This window comes from Streptomyces sp. NBC_00341, from assembly GCF_041435055.1.
Lineage (GTDB): Bacteria > Actinomycetota > Actinomycetes > Streptomycetales > Streptomycetaceae > Streptomyces.
In genome coordinates this window covers 14,394-32,033 of record NZ_CP108004.1, presented here as the reverse complement: position 1 = coordinate 32,033, position 17,640 = coordinate 14,394, and the positions used below count along the sequence as shown (strand labels likewise).

Genomic DNA, 17,640 nt, shown 5'->3' with positions numbered 1-17,640 from the left:
CCCGGAGACACGACGCGACGGCCCTACGGGCCGTCAAGCTGCAGGGTGCTCCGCACCCTGGGTCGCCTTCGGCGCCCTGAGGCATCATCACCTTCGGTGACGATGTCGGGCCTTCGGCCCGTGGGTCCGGCCTCCGGCCGGCCCTGGGCTGGCTACGAGGGAGGGTGACGGGTTCGGCTGTTTACGCAGGTCAGACCATGTTTTTCGGTGTGTTCTTCGTGGTCCTGGTCCTCGTTGCCAGTCCCCCGCGGCTTCCGTCTCTCGGCCGCTTCCGTTACAGTATGCTCCCATCCCTGACCATCCGTCAAGGGCACCGGCCCGAGGTCGACCCTCCCCCGGCGGCGCCGGCACCCCTTCCTGACTAGCCGTCAAGTGGTCTACACCAACCTGTCCTATGGGGAGGGATATAAACCCTGATGACGACACGTCAATTCCACCAAGTCGAATGCTGAAAAACCTTGTGCGGGGAGGAAATCTGTACCTGCGGAACCACCTACATTTCCCGCTACCAATACGGCCAGGAGCCCGTGTACGGCGAGGATTCAGGTTCCCGAGACGGGACGTGCCTACGGCCCGTTGATCGGCTGGGAGAACAACGTAAAGGAGGTGCACGGCAGTTATGCGGTAGGCGCCTCTTTTGATTTCAGATGCCGTATGCGGATTTCACTTGTGCGCTCGTCGCTCGTCGCCGGTGCGTCAATCTGGTGACGTGCCAGCGGGGCCTCAGACGTATAGGGCGACCGCGGCGGGACGGTGCGCGGCAATCACCGGTTCGTGGGTGGTGAGTTCCACTCCCCGGGCCCCGTCCGGGGATGTCAGGCGTCGGGGGTTCCGGTCCCGAGCTTCCGCCGACCCCGCGGCGGCGTGCTCCGGGGCCGCTGCGTTCGGCGGCGAGCAGCCGCCGCATCATGCGCTCTATCGGTGGCCGCTACATCAGCACCGAGGTGGCGAGCCAGTCTGCGAACGCGCTCATGCCCAGGGCTCCGAAGACAGGGCCCATGGGCAGGGTGAACCACGCGATGAACGTGACGATCTGCGCCGCGAAGAGTGCCTTGCAGAGCGGGACCGCACGCCACTCGTCCAGCCTGCACAGCGCCATCAACGCCACCAGGCCGATGTGCGGCCCCATCAGGGTGACCCCGGCAGCGAGGAACATGATGGCGATGCTGGGGCCGGGGTCAGCAAATAGCGCAACGAGGTACATCAGCCACAGCACCGGGCTCATGTACGTCATCGCGGCAACGATGAAGAAGCTGCGCCAGCCTGCGGGCTCCTCCTCGGTCGTGGCTGGTTCGGGGACAGGGGCCGGGACCGACCGAGGAGAGGCCCGCCACTGGTACGCAGGCTCGTGGGGGACCCGGTCCCGAGCGCTCGGAGGGTCGGCCCTGCGGGTGAACGGGAGAGCGGCGAACGGGTCCTGGGTGCCCCGTTCCAAGTGGACGGGGGCGGCCTGCACGCTGATGTCCTGCGTTGACGCCCCGGGAACGGCCTGTGCCTGCTCCTCGACGAGCCGCAGGTTCTGCTCGCGCAGGACGCTGACCTCCTGTTGCAGCAGGCGGGTCTGCTCCTGCTGCTCGGCCAGTTCTGCCTCGATCTGATGACTGTAGTCCTGGGCATGGCGCAGGCTGTTGTCCTGCGTTTCGACCCGGTCCAGTGCCTCTTCCAGCTCGCGGGCGAGCCGGCCGATCTGTTCCTCGAGGCCGGCCAGTCGCGTCTCGGCGACCTGCTGCGCCCGGCCCTGCTTCTCCCTGAGGCGATCGAGTTCTCTTCTGACCTGCGTGAGCCGGACGGTCGGGGAGCCACTGGCGGAATGCGCCCTGGCGCACAGGTCCTCCAGGCGCGCGTACGTCTGCGCGTCCAGTGGGTGGCTCTGCCCGGCGAGGAAGGACTGCAGGCCCTCCAGGAACTCGGGCGGAGCGACGCGCTCCCCGTTGAGGTAGCGGGAGAGCGCGGCCGGGGAGACGTGCACGGCCAAGGCGATCGCCTTCTGCGTACCGCCCCCGGCGGTGAAAGCGGAGATCACCTCCCGCAGCGCCACCGCGTAGAGCGCCGAGGGCGCGTCCTCGGCTCTGGAATCATCCATCCGGTTCCCCGTCCCCCAGTACCCCACCACGCAGTGCGGCTCAGTAACTGTTCCCCGTCACCCGCAGGGGCACCCGGACACGCAGCCACCCAGGAAATTGACGATTGCCGGGAACAGACCGTTCCCACTCCCGCAACGCGCACCCCCGCCCAAGGCTGCTATCAGCGAACGCACGGGGCGAACGCGTACAGGAGTAAGTGAGGTCCAACGATGGCTGTCTCCCCGAACCTGGTACCCGCGTCGGTCACCGCGGTCAGCACTCTGGCCACAGCGACGGCCGGCGCCCCCTGGTGGGGCGTCGTGATCTGCCTGGTCCTCGTCCTGGCGGCAACCTCCGTCCAGACCCTGTTCCCCCAGGACTCCCCCGACCGTCTGATCTGGTGGACCAACCACCGCGAGCACCGCCGCCTGCGCCGCGCCCACGACCACGACCGTCGTGGGCTTCGCCCTGGACCACCCGCATGACCGTCCTCCCCGATGGAGCTCCGCCCTGCGACCGCCGCGGTCGGCGTCGTGCTCCTGGTGCTCCTGGTGCTCGTCGCCGGTACGTCACCGCGGTGACGTACCGGCGGGGCCGCAGACGTCCAGGGCGACCGCGGCCGGGACGGTGCGCAGCACTCACCGGCGCGTGGGTGGTGACGTAGTGGCTCTGCCGGGTGAGTGGAACTCAGGCCCCGGGCCGCGGCCCGGGGGTGTCGGCTGTTCCGGTTCCGAGCTTCCGCCGGGCCCGCGGCTCGGGTGCTTCGTCGCCACGGGCCGTCAGGCGTGCTCCGGGGGCGATGCGTTCGGCGGCGAGCAGCCGGAGCTGCTGTTCCGTGCTCGGCTGGGGTGCGGGGGTGACCGGTCCGGTGCCGAGAGGGCGGCGCATCGTGCTCATGGACGAGACCGTACGGGTCTCGTTCCAGCGGGCGGCCCACGCCCCACCCCGGAACATCTGACCTCTCCCACGGCTATCGCGTGGAAAGAGGTGTCGGCGCCCGCAGACGGCTTGCCCACAGGGTCTGACCTGCATGAACGGCCCGATCGAGAAAACAGGGGTTCACACCTCCGGTAACACCCCCGGTGCAACCCCTGGTCCTCCTGTGCGGCCAACGGTGGAGACAACCCCGGGTACAACCCCCAACAGCCCTCCAGGCGCCGTATGGCCGGGACCTGCACCGGGCTTGCCCAGCCCGCGGCGGGGCTTGCCCGGTCGTCGGACGACGACCGGGCTCAGATCCACCGGGCGGTGCTCACCGCCGACGGCTCATGAGGGCGATGGAGAGGACCGGGGCCGCCACCGCGCCCAGGGCACCCATCGCGCCCAGCATCACGGTGAGCGGGGTCGCGGAACCGGGGCGCAGCCAGGCGATGACAGCGACGGCGACGCACGCCCCCATGAAGACCACCGTGCCGAGGGCGGCCAGGACGGCCACGACCCACGGAGCGGTAGCGGGTGGAGCCGGCACGGCAGGTACGGGCGGCACGGACGTGGTGGTCGTGGTGGTGTTGGGCGTGGTGGTGGGCGGCTGCGGAACAGTCGTGGTCATGCGTTTTCCCCTGAGTTGAGTGACGGACGAACAGCGGGTGCTGCGTCGTTGGCAGCACTTTGGAACGGCGGGGGGTTAGCCCCGCAAGTGCCACTCACTCTGGTCATGGAAAAACGTCCCATTCAATGTCTGACCTGGGCTTTTACGGGGTGGTCAGCTATTGAACGGGGGGGCGGGCACAGGTAGGGGCAAGCTGCGCAAGTGCCTCTGTTGTCCCAGTTTTTAACGGTTCGACACGAACGCGATGCGCTATGACGTGCGCCACACCATCGGGCGAAGCGCCGTACGGCGATCTACGGGCCGAACGCACAGCGCCCCGGGCCGTGAGGCCCGGGACGGCTGATGATCGCTCAGGATGGCGCCCAGGGGCCTAGGTGGCGGACATGTCGACGAAGCGCGAGTAGTGGAGCTGTGCGGCTACGGTCACGCGGGCCGTCGGCCCGAACCTGTTTTTCTCGATCACGAGATCCACCTCACCGGCGCGCGGCGACTCCGGTTCGTCCATGTCCGGGCGTTCGACCTTGATCACGATCGAGGCGTCGTTCTTGATCGCCCGCGACTCGCGCATCATCCCGTCGTCGTTGAGCTGCGACAGGGCGATGACGTGGCAGTCCAGTTGGACGGACAGGTTCTTCAGGCCCCGGGAGACGGCCGCGACGGCCTGTTCGCGGGTGATGCTGCGGGACTGCTCGACCTCCACGAGCTGGAGGTAGTCGACGACCAGGAGCGCGAGGCCGCCGTCACGGGCACAGGCCCGCGCCGCTGAGGCGATGTCACCCAGCGACGCACCGTCAGGCCGGTAGACCCGCAGCGGCAGCGACTGGAACAGCTCCGGGCCCAGGCGCCTGACGGTCTCCCAGCCCTCCGCGGTGAGACCGCCCTGGTGCGTCAGGTGGTGAAGGGCGATCTTCCCCTCGGCAGCGGCGATCTTCTGCATCAGCTCGGTGGCACTCATCTCCAGGCTGGAGAACATCACCGGAGCGCCCGTCTTGGCGGCGGCGACGGCGGCGTTGAGCGCGAACGTGGACTTCCCCACGCCCGACGCGGCGCCCACGACGGTCACGTTGCCCGGCCGCATCCCCGACGTGATCGTGTCGAGGTCGGCGAACCCGTACGTCAGGCCGATCGCCTTGCCGTCCTGGATGTCCTCCAGGTCCGAGACGAAGTCGAGGTACAGGTCACCGACTCCGGGCGGCGCCCCGTGCAGACCCGGGGTCCCCGCGACGATCTCGGTGAGCTGCCGCTCGACCAGGTCGCGCACCTCGTCCTCGCCGCCGGCCTCGCTGTACGCGAACTCCACGATGCGCTGCGCCGACTCGATGACCGCCCGCCGGTACGCCTTGGCTCTCACGATCTCGGCGTAGTGCGGGCCGTTCGCGGCGGTGGGCACGGCCTGCACGCAGGTGTGCAGGTACGGGGCACCGCCAATACGGGTGAGCTCACCGCGCCGGGTGAGCACGTCGGCAACGGTGATCGCGTCCACGGGCTCACCCGCCGCGTGCAGGTCGCAGACCGCGCGGTGAATCGTCGCGTGCGCCGGCCGGTAGTACTCCCCGGCAACGATGCCCGTCTCCAGGATCTCCGCGAAGAACCGGAACGCCGCGCTGCTCGGGCTCCCCGAGAGCAGCAGCGATCCGATCACCGACTGCTCGGCATCAAGGTCATGCGGCGGCACCCGGGTGAACGCGGCCGACTGCCCGCCGTCGCGCTGCCCAATGTCACCGCCGGGGGCGTCGTCGTCGTACTGGGCCGGGATGGTGGTCGACACTGGTGAGGTCTCCTGTTCGGTTCAGACGTTCAGGGGCATTTCGCGGGCCGCTCCCCGGCATGGGAGCGGCCCGCACCAGTTCGGTCAGGCAGGCACCGCCATCGCGCACTCCAGGCACCCAGCCCGGTAACGGGCCGGATGATCCGCGCACCGCTCACGACCGCCGGCACCCTGCCCCGGCCCGGCCTGCCCCGGGATCGGCACCCGCGACCGCTCGCAGTGCTTAACCAGATCCGTCCACCCGTTGCCAGGCATCTCCGCCGCTCGCGCCGCCACCCACTCCACCGGACGACCAGCCGCCAGCAGTTCCACCGCCTGCGCCCGCAGGCCCGTCCTGGTGCCATTCAGCAACCGCCGACCCGCAGCCACCTCGTACGCATCGACCACACGGTCAGCCCCGTCGTCCTCCGGCGCAGCCGCCTCTCTCTCTCGCTTTTCGCTCTCGTCACACGCGTCGCACGCGTTCTTGAGAGAGAGATCTTCTAGAGAAGAAGAGGAACCGCCGCACTGGTGCGGCCACCCTGGCCGCATGGGTGCGGCCAGGGTGGCCGCATGGGTGCGGCCAGGGGTAGCCGCACCCATGCGGCCACCCCCCTGAGCAGCTGCGTCCGCCTTCCTCTTCGCCGCGCGGGCCTCGCGCTCCGCCTTCCGCGCCGCCGCACGAGCGGCAGCACGCTCGTCCCAGAGTTCGTGATCGAGGAGCCGGTAGAGCGAGGGGATGTTCCGCTTCGGGTTGTCCGGGTCCTTGCGCCGCTCCACCTCCAGCAGCCCCAGCTCCTCCAGGCCCTTGGTGGCGCGGTCCACGGTGTCGACTGACTTGCCGATGCACTCGGCCAGCCGCTGACGCGTCGGGACGTCGTCGTCATCGAGCGTCCCGTTCGGCGTCTCCCGGGAGTCCTGCTCTGCGAACGAGGCCAGCGCGGCGTACAGCGCCTTCCACGTGGTCGACACCGACCCGTCACGCGCGAGCTGCTTATCGAACTTCACCCAGTCCAGACCCTCAGGCCGAACCACACGAGGCGCCTGCTGGCTCACCGGGCCGCCCCCGCCCTGGCCGCCGCACTGGTCAGGCCCTGTGGCCTGCTGTCCATGATTCCGCGTACGCTCATAGACGAGCGCACCTCCTCTTCAGGTGCTTCGGCCGGTCCCGGTGCTGGTAACACCGGTCGGCCCCTCCAGGCCCCGCCTAGTGCGGGGCCTGTTGTGTTGTGCGGGTCCATGCTCGCCCATGACTACCTGATGCCGGTGCCGACTGGCCCAATGGGCCGGGTCTCCCGACGCAGCTGGAATAGGGGAACTTCCTTTAAGGAAATGGACTTTTCCCTGTTCGCGAACCTCGACAGTCTCGCCTCCATTAGTCGGGAATCGGTACGCGGGATCCCGGTGTGTAAATGTCCTCCCAATATCCCAGTGGGCGTTCATCGTCGTGGAACGTAATTTCGGTTACTAGAATGGCCACGGCACTGTGAGAGGGTGCATCGATTTCCAGGGAATTCAGTTCATCCTGTGATGCCTGTCGGGCGTGTGCCGTCCTTTGGCCCTTCACAACCTCGCGGCCGGTGCGCTCTGTGTAGAGCTCGTCGAATTGGCGAATCATGCGAACGTCCTCCGCCAGCTCGGGCACTGCGGCGACCGTATGGGGCGGGTAGACGGAGACGCCGACCGAGGTGGGACGGCCATCCTGCTGGAAAACGCGAATACGGATGACGACCTCGGAGCCCGGTTCCAGGTCGAGCGCCTTGCACACCTCTGCGTCGTGGACCGACCTTCGCATGACGCGGTGTCCCGTTGAGGTCTCTCCGGGGGCGTACTGGAGGCCGTTCTGGGCCATGCGATTCAGGCGGTCGGATCCCGTGATGACGAGTGCGGACTTGGCCACGACGGTTCCGAGGGAACCCCTCGACGTGACCAGTCCCTCGCTCTTGAGTACGCCCAGGGCGCGGCTCACGGTCTTGGTTGCGACGTCGAACTGATCCCGGATCTCGGCTACCGAGGGAAGCGTGTCGCCGGGGGCGAGCTCTCCGCTCTTGATGCGCGCGCGGAAGTGGTCCGCCACATCGGCGTACCCCTTCCCTGGTGACTTGTATGCCACGGCTACTCCCGGTTTGTCGGATCGGCTCTTACCTCTCGAAGGTACATCAATGTTCGAGCAAGGTACAACGGTTGCGCCCTCCCGGTACTCCATGTACCTTCTGGGTGTCGGCAAGGTACATGAACTACCTGCCGGAGATCGATTCGTACCTTGCGCTGTTCGGTGAACAGCGCGGCCCCGACACGGCGCTGCAACGCCAAATGTGCCGGGGCCACTGTCCGAACTCTTGGGTGAGAGGACCGACGTGTTGATGGTGGCAGAGCAGGTGACCCGCCGGGCATTACGGGCGGGGTTGGCTGAGGAGATTGAGCGCCAGGAGCGCGAGGACGACGCGCGGGGCCCGGAGCCTGAGGGCCGGTTCGTGTTGCGGGGCGGCCGGTGGGTGCGGGTGGAGCAGGAGTTGGCGGCGGTGCCGTCGCTGCTGCCGCCGGGGTACGTCCCCGTGGCCGCGCAGCGTGCGGAGCAGCGCGGTGTCCGTGCGGAGCAGGGCAGCGACGAGATCCGGATCAGGCACCTGATGATCGCGGCGATCGGCCGTTACGGGTCGGCGCGGGTCGGGGGGTCGCTGTGACGCTCTCGACGAGCGCGGGTCAGCTCAGCGCGGGCGCCGGTCCGGCGGAGGCCACGGCCTGTGAGGGCCTGGACCCGGAGCTGTTTTTCCCGGAGGCGTCGGACCCGTCGCACCGCCCTTCTCCGGCGGAGCGGGTGGCGCTGGCGGTGTGTGCCGGGTGCCCGGTGCGGGACTGGTGCCTGGACCGGGACCTGGAGGAGTGCCCGACGACGTATCAGGTCGTGGGTGTGCGGGGCGGGATGCGGCAGGCCGACCGGCGTGCGCTGCGCGTCCAGCGGCACGGCGTGCGTGCCCCGTACCGGGCGGGGGCGGGGCGATGAGTGACAGTGTGGCCGATCTCCTCGCGTCGATCGATGACGTCCTGGAGACCGCTGCTGCACCCGTTCCGGTGCCTGCTCCTGCCGGTCCGGTGGAGCCGGTCGAGACCGCCCAGGCTTCGCCGGTGGTGGAAGTGCCGGCGGCCCCGGCCCCGGCCCCGGAGCCGCGTGCGGTCGAGGTCGCCGCTGTGCCTCCGGTTGCGGGGGCTCAGGTCAGCGCCGTGCCGCGTCTGCCGTACTGGTGGCAGGCGGACCAGCAGCACAAGGACCAGCAGCGGACCGGCTCGCGCCGTGCCGAGCGCGCCGGCACGGCCGAGCCGCAGCAGCCGCAGCAGCCGCAGGCGTGCGAGCACGCGCGGCTGGTGGTGCTGATGGAGGAGAAGGGCGGGGAGGCTCTGGCCCGTCTGTGTCTGGACTGCGATGAGCGGCTGCCCGCGACGGATCCGGAGCCGGACCCCGAGTGCGAGCACGAGCAGCGCCTGGAGGCGCGCTCCGAGAGCGGGAAGCTCGTCGGCTACGTGTGCGCGGTCGGGCGCTGCGGCGCCCGTCTGACGGTCGAGGAGGTCCACGGCCGGGCCGGTAAGTGGCTGCGCCCCGCCGCGTCGTACTACCCGCGTCCCCGTATCCCGCTCTCCCCCGCTCCGGTCGCCGAGGGGGATGAGGCGCCGAAGCCCGCGCTGTCGCCCGGTACGCGTCGGTTGCTGGTCAACGCGGGGGCGGCCGGGGCCGGGTACGGGCTCGGTCTGGTCCCGCTGCTGGGGGGCTGGATCGATGAGTGCGGGCGCATGACGTCGATCAGCGGCGCCTTGGTCCTCGGCGGGGGGATCTGCCTGGTCGTGGCCCATGTCTGGGACCGCAGGACCCGCCACTGGCATCCCGCGCTGGAGTTGGTGGCCCGTATCCCGCTGATGTCCGCGATTACCGCGCTCGCCCTGTATGCACCCGCGTCGCAAATCTGACTAACACTCAAAATCTTAGAGAAAAGGAACATTTGTAATGTTTGAGCATGTGGTGGCGGCGCAGACCCTCGCGGCGGGCATCGAGGGCGGGAAAATCCTCGGTTCGGTCGGTTCGGGCGGTCTCGCGATCAGCCTGACCGCCGTACTGGTCGCGGGGATCAGGGAGCCGAAGAAGGGCGGCAAGGTCCGCCGCAAGCTGAGCGGGACGGAGGCGTCCGTCGTCGGCGTTGCGGCCGGTACCGCCTACATGGCCGCCGGATCGATCTGGACCTACGGCGGTGACTTCTCCGACGCGTTCTCCTCGGTGTTCACCGGAGGCGCGTTCGGGGCGGCCGGCCTGGGCGCGGTGTCCCTGTTCTTCGCGGCGGTCATGTACTTCCGGGAGATGCGGCCGGGGTACGCGGCGCTGACCGGGATCGTGGCGGCCGGGGTCTGGGCGCAGGCCGGGGGCATCTGGGGTCTGCCGGAGTCCGTGATCCTGACCACCGCCGGTGCGCTGGGGGTCTCCTGATGAGCGGCCAGGAGGCGTACAAGGTCCGGCCTGACGAGGAGCAGGGGCACGCCGAGCCCATCCGGCTCCGGCTGGTGAAGACCGCCGCCGCTGCCCCGGCCCCGGCGGGTAGGGAGCGTCTTGACCTGCGCGCCTACCTGCCTACCCCCCGGAATCTGCGGGTGCTGCTGACCGGGGTAGGAGAGGGGACCGGTGTTCTGGTGGGGCGCGGGTGGGAGTGGCTGCGCGGTGAGGGGTGGGACAGCGAGAGCGCGATGAAGGCCGGCGGGACCGTGTTCGTCTGCTACGCGGCCGGGACCGCCGCGCTGGAGCAGTGGGGCACCTACACCGGCTACCTGATCCCCCCGGCGGTCGCGGTGTGGTGCCTGGTGGCCCGTCAGCACACCGATCTCGCCGTCGCGGTCCGCACCGCGACCCGGGAGGCGCGCGACGCGGAGAAGGCCCGGCTGCTCAAGGAAGCCAAGGAGAAGATCGCGGCGGCCGCGAAGGAGGCAGCCGCCGCCCGTTTCAGGGGCGGGCCGCCCGGTGCCCCGGCCGCTCCTGTTCTCCAGGGCGACGTCCTGGAGAACGACATCGAGGACGAGGACGAGGAGCCGGAGGGGCTGACCGTCGAGGAGATCGCGGCGGTCGTGCGCCGGGTCGCCGGACGGCATCCCCGACACCTCGGTGTGCACCTCTCCGACCTTCTGCCCGAACCCGAGCTCCAGGGGTGGGAGCAGCCCGACCTCAAGGCCGCGCTCCAGGACGACTGGGGACTCCCCGTCAGCAGCTTCAAGCTCACCTTCCCGGCGGGTCCCGCGCGGACCCGGGAGGGGGTCCGTCTGGAGCACCTGCCGGCCGCCCCCGCGGGGCCCGGCGGGAGGGGCCCCGCCGGGGCCGGGGAGGGGCTGGCTCTGGTGCCCTCCCAGCACCCCGCCGCGGGCTCTCCCGAGCACCCCGCTGAGCACCCCGCCGGGGCCCGCTCCGCCGCCCCGTCCGGCACCTCGTCCGGGGTGGCTGTCAGCCCCTCCCCGAGCCCGGCCCCGGCCCCCTCCCAGGGGACCCGGTAGCCCGGTAGTCGTCGCAGGTCAGAGCGCCTACCTACCGCTGCCTACCCACCACCTACCTACCCGCCTACCGCCCGACCCCAGAAGGGGGAGCGGGCCAACCGGAAGTAGCTCGCCATGGCCAAGAAGAAGACCTGCCAGTCCTGCGGGACGCGTGACAAGACCGTGGAGACGATGCCGGACCCCTTCACCGCCGCGCTGTACCCGGATGAGGAGCACGAGGACGTGACGCTCTGCCCGTCCTGCGCCACCGCACGGTTCGAGGAGAGCTGACCGACGGTTGCCCGATCCGCCCGAGTGAGACGGGCGGTGAGGGGAGCCGGACAGGCCACGAGCCCCCGACCCCACAAAAAAATGCGGGACGACCGTCATCCGCCAAGACACCGGTCGCCCCGCTCCGTCCCACAGAGAGACAGGAGCCCATCGTGGCACTCCGCAAGACGATGCCCGCACGTGACCCCCGCCGAGCCGAGGCCGAGCCGCAGCACGTCCGCGACTACGCCGCCAGCACCGGCGGCTACACCACCGACCAGGCCACCAAGCCCGTCCCCGGCACTCCGAAGGGCGACAAGTGATGACGTGCTGCGGACGCCCGATGACCCAGAGCGGCCCCCAGTGGGTGTGCGGCCGGTGTGGCGCCTGGCACCAGCCGGGGGTGACCCGATGAGGCTCCTACGCCTTCTGGCTGTGCTCGCTCATCAGTGGCAGTGCTCCAAGTGCTCCCAGTGGTTCAGCTCGGACACCGGATCGCAGGTCTGCCCGTCCTGCGGCTGACACCCGCTCAACGGGACCCGGGCCGCCGGCCCGGGTCCCCCCGAAATGCTCTGAGAGAGGAATCCCCTTATGTGGCAGGCCCTGATCGCGGTGGTCGGCACCCTCGCGGGTGTCGGGATGACGAGCGGCTACCAGGCACGCGCCGCCCGTACCGCCCGCCGGGACGCGGACCGGGCAGCGGGCCTGGACGCGGTGACCGCCCTGGTCGAGGCACTGGCCGCGCACCGCCGCGCGATGTGGCTGCGGGAGGACCTGCGGCTGCGCGGTGAGGACTGGAGTACGGCCCGTGCCGAGTCCCACACCACCCGTTCCGCGGTCACCGGCCCGCTCCTGACGGTCCAGCTCCTCCTGCCCGCCGTCGGCCCGCAGGCTCAGACCGCCGCCAAGGCCGCGTACGCACTCCGCGGCGCCCCCGACGACACCGGTCTCGCCGCACGCCGCGAGGCCGCCATCACCGCCTGCGACGGCCTGGTCGCCGCCGCAGGCCGCCACCTCACCTGACCCACCACATCCATCGCCCCGGGCCGGCCGTATGGCCGGAGAGCGTGATGCTGCCGGATCGACTCCGGCCCGGGGCACTCGCCCGCTTTCAGTCCTATGCAGTGGAGGCACCCGTGACCCAGACGACGTACCCGCCCGCTCCGGCCATGCCGGTGACGGGAGAAGATGCCGGGATGCAGGATCCGATGACGAACACGATGGAGAAGAGCCCCGTTTCGGCGGGAGGCCCGGCCGCTGCGACGTACAGCGCGGCCGTTTCGGTGACCAAGCCGGTCACTGCAGCGGACGCCACCACCGCTTCAGCACCCAGCCCTGACGTCACGGCGGACGTTGCGGTGGGGGAGACGGAGCAGCGGCCGGCGGGGCGGCATCGCAAGCTGATGATCCCGCTCGCCGTCGTCGCGGTCCTCTCCGGACTCGCCGCTGCGACGATCGGTTTCGCCCTCTCGTACGGGGCGCTGCGCAGTGCGGCGGTCGGCTGGGGGTTCGGGACGGACTGGCAGAGCTACGCGTTTCCGGTCGGGGTGGACGGGCTGATCATCGCCCTCTACACGATCGATCTGGTGCTCGCGTGGAAGGGGATGGCGCGGCCGTGGGTGCGGATGGCGGCGCACGCCATCACCGCGGTCACGATCGCCCTGAACATGGCCGCGGCCGCCGGATCGGCGCCCGGCTCGCCGGGGCTGACGGACGCTCTGGGCGAGCACCCCGCCCGCCTGCTCGCCCACGCCGGAATGCCCATCGCGTATGTGCTGCTGACCGAGGCGGCGCGGTGGGCGATCGTGCGGACCGCCCAGCTGGAGGCCGGCGCCCACACCGGAGACCGGCTGACCGTGGCCGACTGGGTGCTGCGCCTGCCGACCACGTGGAAGATTTTCAGGCACGCCAAGACCTGGCCGTCCACCTATGCCGAGGCCCGGACCCACGTCCGTGACCTGGCGGTCTACAAGATCTGGCTGAAGCATCGCGAGGAGATCGAGGCGGGCCTGGCCGTAGACCGGGTGGGTGTCCTGGACCGGATGCCGGGGCTCCTCGCACGCTACGGCGTGTCCGTGGACGAGGCGCGCGCCCTCCCGGCCCTGATGCAGGAGCGGGAGCGGCAGCTCAAGGAGGACCAGGACCGGGCCGAGGCGGACCGTAAGGACCGCAAGGAGCGGGAGCGCCAGGAGCAGCAGCGCGAACGGGAGCTCCAGGCCCGCCAGGACGAGCGGGAGCGGCAGCGCCAGGCCCGTGAGGACGAGCACGCCGAGCGCCTGGCCGTACTGGCGGCCGAGGCGGAGGAGACCCGCCTGGCGGGCGAGCTCGCGGTACTGCGCGCTGAGACGAGCGGCGCGGCCCGCGCGGCCGAGGCCACCGCGGACGGGGCCGGCGCCGCCGCCGAACTGGCGGCGCAGACCACCCTCGCGGCGGCCCGCCGGGTCGCCACGCAGGAGGAGCGCCGGACCGCCCAGGAAGAGACCGCGGAAGAGACCGCGCGCACCGCTGAAGCCAAGAGCCGGACCGCCGCAGCACAGGCCGCCACCGCCGCAAACGAACGCAAGGCCGCCGAAGAGGCCGCCCGGATCGCGGACGCCAAGGCTGCGCAGGAGCGGAGCAAGGCCCAGGAAATGCAGGAGCAGGCGCGCGCGGCCAGCGCTGCGAAGACCGCCGCCGCCGACCAGGAGGAGGCCGCAGTGATCGGACGGCGGGCCGCCGCAATCGAGCGGGAGGCCGCCGAATTGGCGCGGCTGGCCGCTGAAACACGGGCGCGGGCCGCGCAGAGCGAGGCGCTGTCGGACCTGACCCCGGTACAGATCAAAACCCGCGTCGCAGCCCGCGTGCTGCTCGCTAACCCGGCTGCGGACGGAGCGCAGATCGCCGCCGCACTCGGCGGCGCGTCCCCCTCCACCGCCTCCACCTACCGCAAGGCCGCACAGGAACTCATCGCCCAGGGCTACCCCGACACCGACCCCGACCTCACCGCCGCGCCCACGGCGGCCCCGGTCACCATCCCCGGCCAGACCGAGATCACCGTCTGACCGAGCATGAACAGCGGGAGGCCCCGGGGCGCAGCAATCGCCCCGGGGCCTCCCATCACGGTTCACGGGGATCGTCGGCAGAGAGCCCCACTCGACCGTGCAGGCGGGAGCCGTCAGGCTGCCGCGGATTCAGATGCGGACGGCTTGATCTCCACCTCGATGCCGGCCGACACGGACAGCGCTTCGATCAGTTCGCGCACCATCACGCGCGTGCCGGACGGGTTGAGTTCCATCGCCGCCTGGACCGCGTCAGGGCTGAGCTTCTTCGTGACGCGGGCCAGCGCCTTGTACGGATCCCTCGCCGAAGGCAGCGTCGGCTTGTCCTCGATGCTGGCCAGGTACGCCAGCACGGCCTCCTCGGTGGCCTTCTTCTTCCCGGCCGCCTCGGGCGGGAGCGCCTGGACGGCGCCCTTCACCATGTCGGACGTGACGGCCAGCCGCTTCACCTGGATCAGTGCCAGGTAGAGCAGGGCCGCGGCGTCGACGCTGTGCTCCTCCGTGAGGGAGACCAGCTCCCTGGCCTGGGCGATGCCCAGCTTCTTAGAAACTACAGTTTCCAGATCGTTCGATTTTCCGTGAACCAATTCGAACAGCTTCTCCGTGATCTTCCACGTCTTGATCAGCTGGTTCGCGTACTGCGGCGTGATGTCCCACAACTCGTTGCAGTAGCCCTCGAAGGACGGATGCGTTGCCCGGTACAGCCGGCCGTCCCGCACCACCTGCAGCGCCTTGCCCGCTGCCCAGTACGCGATCCGCAGGTTCTCCAGTGCGGCCTCGCACCGCACCAGGAGCTCGCGCTCCTGGGCGATCAGTACCGGGGTGTCGGACAGCTGTTTCGTCGGCAGCTGGTCGATGGCGCGTGCCAGAGCTGCCGCCGTGTCCGGCTTGCCGGGGCCCTGCGGCCCGCCCGTGTCGATCTGTCGTCCCATCAGAGCATCTGTTCCATCGTCAGGGCGACGCGCATGAAGTCCTCGCGTGCGTTCAGCGCGGTGCCACTCATCTTGTACTCGGTGACGAGCGTGCCGTTCTCGTAGGCGTTCTCGTGGATCGTGTAGCGGCGGATCGGAGCAGCCACGCGCGGGTAGTTCCGCTCGTCGATCCACTTCTTCACCTTGTTCAGCTGCTTCTCGTCCCGGTCCTTGCCGGGGTCGTGCATGTTGATCACGACCAGGAAGGGAATACCCCGCGGCTTGAGGACGCGTTCGATCGTGAACTCGCACTCGTCCCACGTGATTTTGGACGGAGTGACCGGCACGAGCGCCAGGTCCGCCACCTCCAGGACCTCGCGCAGAGCGTCCGCCGTCCGGCTCTCGCCCAGCGGGTCCGCACCCCACTCGGCATCGGGATCGACGTCCAGGAATCCGGGGGTGTCGACGATGACCCGGCGCCGCTCGGGGTCCTCCACGATGCCGGGGAGGATGCCGAGCTTGCTCTTGGTGACGACGTAGTCGAACGGCAGCTCCGCCTCGCGTACGGTCGCGCACCACTTCTCCAGGGTGCCCTGGACATCGATGCCGGCCGCGACGACGGGGGAGCCGACGGACTCGTCCGCGTTGGAGAGCACCGCCGAGCGACCCGCGCACGCCGCGGTGTTCACCGCGATCGTCGACTTGCCCGCGCCGCCCTTCTGCTGGATGACGACGATCACCTTCGCGGCCCGACCGGTGCGGGCCGCATTGCCTGTGACCTGATGTACAGCTGTCGATTGAGTCATCCGGTGGCCTCTCAGTTGCCCGTTGATTTCACCGCCTAGCGCGGCTACTCGGACCAGGCCACAGCCTGCCAGGCCCCCGACATGGCACGCAGCCACCCCGCCGAACGACCCTGCCAAGCGAACCCTCGGAACTGTGGTTCCAACCAAAGCGCCGCTGGAATTGACTGCTGCCTCAGCCTGCGCCACCCAGCGCACGAACCTGACTTCAGTCGGCCCCATCTCGGTGGGGCCCATCTGGAGAACTGTCAGCAGGGGCGTCAGCTCGCGGAGCGATACCGGTCGTCAGTGAGCGCAGTTCCCCGCGCAGCGCGGCCGCGTCGTCGTGCTGGTCGTGCCCGCCGGTCTCGGCTAGGCGGGTCCCCGGGTGATGCCAGCTAGGATGGAAAGGTTCAGATCGTCGTAATTCCCCCAGCCTGCTTGGTGCTTGACGTGTCATCAGCTCGGCGGTACTCTTTGATTAAGTCAGGGGGGCGGTTTCGCCTACCCTGAAAAGATGGACCCTTCATCGCCACAAGTGTGTCTGGGTCCATTTTTTGGTTGCCTAATTTAATGAAAACCCAAGTGCCCTCCGGTGGCCGCCGGGGGGTTTTCGCGTATCTGGAGGTCTTCATGCCGTTTTCAGCCTTGCTGAGGCTCGCATCACCGGGGGTCCGACGCTGCTGGTGATCGGGCCTTATCGGGGGGCGAGGTTGCGGAGCTTGGTGTCCGACGCCCGTAAGCACATCTAGCACCCTCCCGTCCCTGCCCGCCGTGCTCAAGCCTACGAACGAACTGCTCAGTCTGAACCTCCCTTCCCACCGGGGTTAGGAGGACGCATTCCGCCGCCGACCCACTGACCGGGTAGGGGCACCTTCCTGCCGCACCGCCACCGCCCTACCCCCGTGCGCCCTGAAGCGGGGCCACGCCTACCGAATAGAGGACTCATGCAACAGCAGCCCAACCCCGGCGAGCCGGACACTCGCCTCGTGACCGCACTCCTCGGCACGGTTGTAGTCGGATTCATCGCAGTGAGCTACCCCGCGTTGATTCCCGCCATCACCGTGGCGGGCGTCGCGTTCATGGCGCTCGCCCTCGTCCTCAAGCTTTGAGGACCGGAGAGGACAACCCGTCGCCCCATGAGTAGTCGAGGACTACACCGCACAGCCCCTAGTACCTCGAAATGTCACACGTGATTTGAACTTTTCCCGAAATAATGAAGCGAAATATTTGAGCACGCCCCTGACCAGGGCAAATGCGAGCTGAGGTCAGGCCGCCGAACCGGCAGTGCCCCTGGCCACCATCCAGGAGGGGCTGTTGGCCGGCCGACCACCGCGAGCGAGTTCACCTGGCGGCGCCCGCCCTCATCCAGGGCGGCTACCGCCCCTGACGCCTGACCCGGCACCAGGACGCCAGAGGGCGGCACCCGGTGTGAGTGCCGCCCTCCGCCACGTCTGCCCTATCGCCGGTGCATGGCCAGGCCGCCGCCGGTGGCGGTGCAGACCGCCGCCGCAGTGGAGCCGAGGGCCACTGCGGCCTCCGGGCGGTCGGTCAGGGCCAGGACGACGACGCCGGCCATGGACAGCACGCCGACTAACAGGATTGCCCAGCCCATCCACTTCGAGTGACAGTCCTCTCGGGTACCGTCAGAACGAGTGCCGGAAACGGGCACATCAGGGACTGCCATGGGGCCTCTTCTCTCTACAGCGGGATCGGACGGAACCCATCGGCAGACGTGAGGGAGACTGCTGTACGGCCTGCTTGCCGGCCGCCGTACGGCG

20 protein-coding genes are annotated in these 17,640 nt (G+C 69.6%); 11 read left to right on the top strand and 9 right to left on the bottom strand.

Annotated elements, in window-relative coordinates:
- Positions 1-928: 928 nt before the first annotated feature.
- A complete protein-coding gene (locus tag OG892_RS39755; RefSeq protein ID WP_371631863.1) occupies positions 929-2,083 on the bottom strand; it encodes a helix-turn-helix domain-containing protein in 1,155 nt (384 codons plus the stop codon).
- 210 nt (positions 2,084-2,293) lie between these two features.
- Here OG892_RS39755 and OG892_RS39750 point away from each other — a divergent pair, with 210 nt between their 5' ends.
- Positions 2,294-2,548: a hypothetical protein gene (locus OG892_RS39750; RefSeq protein ID WP_371631862.1), complete on the top strand. Its 255-nt coding sequence runs from the start codon at positions 2,294-2,296 to the stop codon at positions 2,546-2,548.
- A 202-nt stretch (positions 2,549-2,750) separates the two neighbouring features.
- Here the strand turns inward: OG892_RS39750 and OG892_RS39745 are convergent, their stop codons facing one another.
- The 5 genes from OG892_RS39745 to OG892_RS39725 form a co-directional block, all read right to left on the bottom strand.
- On the bottom strand, positions 2,751-2,960 hold the full coding sequence (locus OG892_RS39745) for a hypothetical protein (protein WP_371631861.1): 210 nt from the start codon (positions 2,958-2,960) through the stop codon (positions 2,751-2,753).
- Between the two features lie 355 nt (positions 2,961-3,315).
- Positions 3,316-3,612: a hypothetical protein gene (locus OG892_RS39740; RefSeq protein ID WP_371631860.1), complete on the bottom strand. Its 297-nt coding sequence runs from the start codon at positions 3,610-3,612 to the stop codon at positions 3,316-3,318.
- Between the two features lie 370 nt (positions 3,613-3,982).
- On the bottom strand, positions 3,983-5,380 hold the full coding sequence (locus OG892_RS39735; protein ID WP_371631859.1) for a replicative DNA helicase: 1,398 nt from the start codon (positions 5,378-5,380) through the stop codon (positions 3,983-3,985).
- An 84-nt stretch (positions 5,381-5,464) separates the two neighbouring features.
- Complete coding sequence (locus tag OG892_RS39730) at positions 5,465-6,367, bottom strand: hypothetical protein (protein ID WP_371631858.1); 903 nt, start codon at positions 6,365-6,367, stop codon at positions 5,465-5,467.
- Positions 6,368-6,734: 367 nt separating this feature from the next.
- Positions 6,735-7,472, bottom strand: coding sequence for a GntR family transcriptional regulator (locus OG892_RS39725; protein ID WP_371631857.1), 738 nt, complete (start codon positions 7,470-7,472; stop codon positions 6,735-6,737).
- 292 nt (positions 7,473-7,764) lie between these two features.
- On the opposite strand from OG892_RS39725, the gene OG892_RS39720 reads away from it, so the two are divergent.
- From OG892_RS39720 to OG892_RS39680, 9 genes are all read left to right on the top strand, one after another.
- The gene (locus OG892_RS39720) at positions 7,765-8,043 is read left to right on the top strand and encodes a hypothetical protein (RefSeq protein ID WP_371631856.1); all 279 of its coding nucleotides are present in this window, start codon (positions 7,765-7,767) and stop codon (positions 8,041-8,043) included.
- On the top strand, positions 8,040-8,363 hold the full coding sequence (locus OG892_RS39715) for a WhiB family transcriptional regulator (protein WP_371631855.1): 324 nt from the start codon (positions 8,040-8,042) through the stop codon (positions 8,361-8,363). The genes OG892_RS39720 and OG892_RS39715 overlap by 4 nt, the downstream gene beginning before the upstream one ends.
- Positions 8,360-9,319, top strand: coding sequence for a hypothetical protein (locus OG892_RS39710; RefSeq protein ID WP_371631854.1), 960 nt, complete (start codon positions 8,360-8,362; stop codon positions 9,317-9,319). Before OG892_RS39715 ends, OG892_RS39710 begins: the two co-directional genes overlap by 4 nt.
- Positions 9,320-9,356: 37 nt before the next feature.
- A complete protein-coding gene (locus OG892_RS39705; protein WP_371631853.1) occupies positions 9,357-9,830 on the top strand; it encodes a hypothetical protein in 474 nt (157 codons plus the stop codon).
- Complete coding sequence (locus tag OG892_RS39700) at positions 9,830-10,879, top strand: hypothetical protein (protein ID WP_371631852.1); 1,050 nt, start codon at positions 9,830-9,832, stop codon at positions 10,877-10,879. Before OG892_RS39705 ends, OG892_RS39700 begins: the two co-directional genes overlap by 1 nt.
- A 114-nt stretch (positions 10,880-10,993) precedes the next feature.
- Positions 10,994-11,149 carry a hypothetical protein gene (locus tag OG892_RS39695; protein WP_371631851.1) on the top strand — a complete coding sequence of 52 codons (156 nt, stop codon included), beginning with the start codon at positions 10,994-10,996 and terminating at the stop codon, positions 11,147-11,149.
- A gap of 152 nt (positions 11,150-11,301) precedes the next feature.
- Positions 11,302-11,451 carry a hypothetical protein gene (locus OG892_RS39690; RefSeq protein ID WP_371631850.1) on the top strand — a complete coding sequence of 50 codons (150 nt, stop codon included), beginning with the start codon at positions 11,302-11,304 and terminating at the stop codon, positions 11,449-11,451.
- A gap of 268 nt (positions 11,452-11,719) precedes the next feature.
- Positions 11,720-12,151 carry a protein kilB gene (locus tag OG892_RS39685; RefSeq protein ID WP_371631849.1) on the top strand — a complete coding sequence of 144 codons (432 nt, stop codon included), beginning with the start codon at positions 11,720-11,722 and terminating at the stop codon, positions 12,149-12,151.
- A gap of 113 nt (positions 12,152-12,264) precedes the next feature.
- Positions 12,265-14,169 carry a DUF2637 domain-containing protein gene (locus OG892_RS39680; RefSeq protein ID WP_371631848.1) on the top strand — a complete coding sequence of 635 codons (1,905 nt, stop codon included), beginning with the start codon at positions 12,265-12,267 and terminating at the stop codon, positions 14,167-14,169.
- A gap of 113 nt (positions 14,170-14,282) precedes the next feature.
- Here the strand turns inward: OG892_RS39680 and OG892_RS39675 are convergent, their stop codons facing one another.
- Together OG892_RS39675 and OG892_RS39670 are read right to left on the bottom strand one after the other, a co-directional pair.
- The gene (locus tag OG892_RS39675) at positions 14,283-15,098 is read right to left on the bottom strand and encodes a hypothetical protein (protein WP_371631847.1); all 816 of its coding nucleotides are present in this window, start codon (positions 15,096-15,098) and stop codon (positions 14,283-14,285) included.
- Positions 15,098-15,883 (bottom strand): ParA family protein, encoded by a 786-nt coding sequence (locus OG892_RS39670; protein WP_371631846.1) that lies wholly within the window; start codon positions 15,881-15,883, stop codon positions 15,098-15,100. The genes OG892_RS39675 and OG892_RS39670 overlap by 1 nt, the downstream gene beginning before the upstream one ends.
- A gap of 923 nt (positions 15,884-16,806) precedes the next feature.
- Here OG892_RS39670 and OG892_RS39665 point away from each other — a divergent pair.
- Positions 16,807-16,971, top strand: coding sequence for a hypothetical protein (locus OG892_RS39665; protein WP_371631845.1), 165 nt, complete (start codon positions 16,807-16,809; stop codon positions 16,969-16,971).
- A gap of 347 nt (positions 16,972-17,318) precedes the next feature.
- On the opposite strand, the gene OG892_RS39660 is transcribed toward OG892_RS39665, so the two are convergent.
- Entirely contained in the window at positions 17,319-17,474 is a 156-nt protein-coding gene (locus tag OG892_RS39660) for a hypothetical protein (RefSeq protein WP_371631844.1), read from the bottom strand.
- Positions 17,475-17,640: the final 166 nt, after the last annotated feature.

What these genes read in the sequence shown, in the direction of transcription:
- OG892_RS39745 (WP_371631861.1), bottom strand. Translation starts at nt 2,960, where the DNA reads ATGAGCACGATGCGCCGCCCTCTCGGCACCGGACCGGTCACCCCCGCA.
- OG892_RS39740 (WP_371631860.1), bottom strand. Translation starts at nt 3,612, where the DNA reads ATGACCACGACTGTTCCGCAGCCGCCCACCACCACGCCCAACACCACC.
- OG892_RS39700 (WP_371631852.1), top strand. Translation starts at nt 9,830, where the DNA reads ATGAGCGGCCAGGAGGCGTACAAGGTCCGGCCTGACGAGGAGCAGGGG.
- OG892_RS39755 (WP_371631863.1), bottom strand. Translation starts at nt 2,083, where the DNA reads ATGGATGATTCCAGAGCCGAGGACGCGCCCTCGGCGCTCTACGCGGTG.
- OG892_RS39670 (WP_371631846.1), bottom strand. Translation starts at nt 15,883, where the DNA reads ATGACTCAATCGACAGCTGTACATCAGGTCACAGGCAATGCGGCCCGC.
- OG892_RS39705 (WP_371631853.1), top strand. Translation starts at nt 9,357, where the DNA reads ATGTTTGAGCATGTGGTGGCGGCGCAGACCCTCGCGGCGGGCATCGAG.
- OG892_RS39750 (WP_371631862.1), top strand. Translation starts at nt 2,294, where the DNA reads ATGGCTGTCTCCCCGAACCTGGTACCCGCGTCGGTCACCGCGGTCAGC.
- OG892_RS39660 (WP_371631844.1), bottom strand. Translation starts at nt 17,474, where the DNA reads ATGGGCTGGGCAATCCTGTTAGTCGGCGTGCTGTCCATGGCCGGCGTC.
- OG892_RS39695 (WP_371631851.1), top strand. Translation starts at nt 10,994, where the DNA reads ATGGCCAAGAAGAAGACCTGCCAGTCCTGCGGGACGCGTGACAAGACC.
- OG892_RS39710 (WP_371631854.1), top strand. Translation starts at nt 8,360, where the DNA reads ATGAGTGACAGTGTGGCCGATCTCCTCGCGTCGATCGATGACGTCCTG.
- OG892_RS39685 (WP_371631849.1), top strand. Translation starts at nt 11,720, where the DNA reads ATGTGGCAGGCCCTGATCGCGGTGGTCGGCACCCTCGCGGGTGTCGGG.
- OG892_RS39675 (WP_371631847.1), bottom strand. Translation starts at nt 15,098, where the DNA reads ATGGGACGACAGATCGACACGGGCGGGCCGCAGGGCCCCGGCAAGCCG.
- OG892_RS39665 (WP_371631845.1), top strand. Translation starts at nt 16,807, where the DNA reads ATGCAACAGCAGCCCAACCCCGGCGAGCCGGACACTCGCCTCGTGACC.